This window comes from Rhodococcus sp. R1101, assembly GCF_000278445.1.
GTDB lineage: Bacteria > Actinomycetota > Actinomycetes > Mycobacteriales > Mycobacteriaceae > Rhodococcus > Rhodococcus gordoniae.
On the sequence record NZ_AJVB01000473.1, the window covers coordinates 1 to 3,003 of the forward strand.

Annotated in this window: 2 protein-coding genes and 1 pseudogene; 2 read left to right on the top strand and 1 reads right to left on the bottom strand. The window is 72.0% G+C overall.

From position 1 onward, the window contains the following. A pseudogene (locus R1101_RS27700) lies at positions 1-275 on the top strand (type VII secretion-associated serine protease); the annotation flags it as partial. On the opposite strand, the gene eccB reads toward R1101_RS27700, so the two are convergent. Then, on the bottom strand, positions 264-1,733 hold the full coding sequence (eccB, locus tag R1101_RS0120090) for a type VII secretion protein EccB (RefSeq protein WP_026003505.1): 1,470 nt from the start codon (positions 1,731-1,733) through the stop codon (positions 264-266). The pseudogene R1101_RS27700 and the gene eccB sit on opposite strands and share 12 nt — an antisense overlap. Before the next feature lie 803 nt (positions 1,734-2,536). On the opposite strand from eccB, the gene R1101_RS29315 reads away from it, so the two are divergent. Then, on the top strand, positions 2,537-3,003 hold a 467-nt coding region (locus tag R1101_RS29315; protein WP_269726642.1), incomplete at its 3' end, for a type VII secretion protein EccE.

Genomic DNA, 3,003 nt, shown 5'->3' on the forward strand with positions numbered 1-3,003 from the left:
GCATCGAGAGGACCGCCCACTCCCCCGCGGAAGGGTGGAATCCACGGGTGGGGCACGGTGTCGTCGATCCGCTCGCGGCCGTCACCGCCCCATTGCCGGCCGATCGCGCGGCGCCGGTGCCGGCGGTGTCCGTGGACGAACCGAGCTCTCCCCCGGTACCGGATCACCGGCCGCGCAGCATCGCGCTGGGCTCGGCTGCGGCCGTGCTCACCGTGACCGTCCTCGTTCTCGTCCTCACCGCACCGGCACGACGCCTCACCCGGTCACGGACCTGACGGCCGGTTGTCCGCCCGCACGGGGACCGCTCCCGGATCGGCAGCGACACCGTCGTGTGCGAGCAGCGCCTGCTCCCGGCCGAGCGTGGGTCCCGGAGCAAGTAACTGCAGGACGGGCCACGGGACCCGCACGGGTGGATCCGTGAAGCCGAGCGCCGCAGCGGCGGCCGCATCGGTGATGCCGTATCGCACACCGGTGTCGGCAACGTAGAACAACGACCCGAGTCGGTCGGTGTCGGAGGTCAGCGAGGTGGCCTGCACGTATCGGCCACGGCCCGGCGGAATGTGGATCGCGTCGACCTGGGGTCCCGCACCGTCGGCCTGAGCCGGGGTCACGGGCACGGCGTCCTTCCCCACGGGCAGCGCGGTCCCCGCCGACAGTCGCAGCGACGACCGGTGTCGGTCGTCCTCACCCGCGTCGGGTTGCCAGGTCGAGCAGGCCACCGGGCTCTCCCCCGGGTCGACGATCCGCGGGACGGACTCGGGAAAGGTGTCGACCGGGAGTTCGTGCACCGTCGGCGCGGCCGCGAGGACGTCGGGCGGTACCACCGGAATCTCCGGTGCCCCCTGCGAATCCGAGAAGTGGATGAGGTGCGCGGTGGCCCGCGACACCTCCTGCACACCGTTCCCGAGCACCACGTGGAAACTCTGGCCGTCGGGTTCGGACACCGCGACGACCGACCCGATGCGCGCACCCGGGATCGGCGCGACCGGCGGACCCCCGGCTCCGGCGATGGGAGGTGCGGTCAGCCTCGGCACCTCCGGGACGGCGGCGAGCAGTCCGGCACTCGCGGGTCGTGCGCGGGAGATGTCGACGCCCAGCAGTCGCACGAGCGACCGGTCGTTCGGATCGATCTCGGCGCGTCTGCCCTCGTAGAGCAGGTGGTACCTGCCGTCCGCCGTCACGAGGAGCGCCTCGTCGTCGGCGAGCACCGATCCCGTCCGATGATCGGGGGTGCCCGCGAGCACGGCGGTGGTCGAGGACTGCAGGCCGTCGGGATCGGCGACGTCGCAGACCGTCCAGGGCGTGTCCTCCGCGTCGTGGACCAGGGAGGACGGCGCACCCGGTATCCCTACGAGCGGGCCGCGCGGACGCTTCGTCAGTTCCTCGTCGGCCACGACCGCCGGCTCTGCCGGAGCTCCGAGGATCAACCGCGCCGACGCCAGGTTCAGGACGGGGTGGAAGGTCGTGTCGATCGCGACGTAGAGCGCACCGGAGTCTCGTCCGACGACGACGGCGGCATCACCGATCCGATCCTGGGGACGGAACAGGGCGAGTGCGGCACAGCCTCCCAGCACGACACACGCGACGACCGTTCCGACGACCGATGCCCGGAACTGGGAACGCATGGGGTCGTGGATCATCCGTACGTCGCCCCGCACCAACGCATGATCCATGCGTCGTGCCAGGAACCGGTATCCACTGACCTGCCACCGTGTGGTCGGTTGCGCTGCCATCGATCTCCCCCCGTACGGCACGCTCTCTGGCGCAACACAGTACAGTCCTGTCGGGCGCTCATCGCACGCGCGCCGCGCGGCACAGGGGGAAGGCCGGTACCGCGTCGACATCATTGCCGGCCGTCGTTCGGGGGGATCGATGCAACGGACCGTGTCCGCGTCGGAGCACGCGCAATTCGTGACCGCGTCGGAGCACGCGCAATTCGTGACCGCGTCGGAGCACGCGCAATTCGTGACGGCGTCGGGGGACGCGCGAATCGTCACCGCGGCAGGTGAAGCGAGAAGTCGTGTCGCAGTCCGGTTGACGGGGGCGCAGTGCGTGGCCGTCGGCATGGGGGTGCTCGCGGTGGCGCTGGGGTCGTCCGCGTGGGTGGCCTGTGCGATCGCCGTGCCGGTCGCCGCGGCGTGCCTCCTCCGGATCGGCGGACGCGGTACAGCCGACTGGATCGCAACCGTCTTGCGCCGCCCCGGCGGCGTCCCCGTGTCGGGTGTCCTCCGCGACTTCCACGCCGGGCCGGCAGGCCCGGTGGGGGTGCGATGGGACGGCCCGTACGCGACCGTCGTCCTCGAGCTCGCGCCACCGGCCGGCAGGATCACCAGGCTCGGCCGTGACAGCGAGGAATCGGGACGAACACTCCCCCTGAGTGCGATCGCCGCATGCCTGTACCGGCACGATGTCGTCCTCGACGGGATCGACGTCGTGGTGCAGGGGCGTCGGGTTCTCGACTCGACGCCCGCCGGACAGGCCTACGCGCAGTTGCTCGGCCCGCTTCCTGCCGCTGCCGAACGCACGGTCCGGGTGGATGCTCCGCCTCGATGTCACCTCCTGTGCGGCCGCCGCGGCCCGCCGGGGCGGCGGCTCCGAGGGCGCCGCGCGCACGGTCGTCGCCGCGGGGCGGCGTGTGATCCGCGCACTCGGCGACGACGGATACGCCGCGCGGCTGCTGAACGCGAACGAGATCGAACAGGCGGCCCTGCGCATCTCCCACGGTGTGCCGGCAGCGGAATGGGTACCGACGCACCGGCACGTCGCGTTGTCCTCCGCCTTCGATTCCGGAGGGATGTTCGAACCCCGACGGATCGACCGGCACCACACCGCCGCGGTGTGGGCACATCCGACGTCGGCGTCGACGCTGGTACTCCGGCTGCGGCCGGGCGACCGCGGTTCGGTCCGGCTCGGGGCACTGGCACGGTTCACCACGCGCGAGCCGGACGTCCCGTCCGCTGCGGGCCTGCTTCCGGCATACGGGCGTCACGCCGAACTTCTCAC

Coding starts and splice junctions, on each gene's coding strand:
- eccB (WP_026003505.1), bottom strand. CDS start 1,733: ATGGCAGCGCAACCGACCACACGGTGGCAGGTCAGTGGATACCGGTTC.